Source organism: Rhizobium ecuadorense, assembly GCF_001187535.1.
Classification (GTDB): domain Bacteria; phylum Pseudomonadota; class Alphaproteobacteria; order Rhizobiales; family Rhizobiaceae; genus Rhizobium; species Rhizobium ecuadorense.
Genome location: NZ_LFIO01001341.1, coordinates 1 through 334, shown reverse-complemented (window position 1 = coordinate 334; position 334 = coordinate 1). Strand labels below are relative to the sequence as shown.

The window sequence follows — 334 nt, the reverse complement described above, 5'->3', positions numbered from 1 at the left end:
ACTCCGGCAAGCTCGAAACCTTCGCCCTGACGAACTGATCAGCCGCGAATTGCAGAGGGCGCAGCTGCGCCCTCTGCAATGCTTTTCGCAAGACGTCGAGGTTCATAGCATGTTGAGAATGAAGGGCGCCCTGCTCGCTGCCGTCGTGGCGGCAGCCTTGCCCGGTTGCAAGATCATCAAGACCCCGACCGCGGAGGAAAAGGCGGCGGCAGCGGCCAAGACCGCCTTCGACCCGAATGCAAAGGTCGAGGCGATCTGGCAGTCCGAGGCAGTCCCCTATTTCGAAAAGCGCGCCGGCGACCTGAAAGACGTCATGCAGCTTTCCGCCTCCAGC

Annotated in this window: 1 protein-coding gene; it reads left to right on the top strand. The window is 62.0% G+C overall.

Features of this window, described 5'->3' with window-relative positions; all coding sequences use genetic code 11:
- Positions 1–109: 109 nt before the first annotated feature.
- Positions 110–334: DUF2291 family protein (locus tag AF337_RS28930; protein WP_152971225.1), on the top strand; the 225-nt coding region annotated here is incomplete at its 3' end.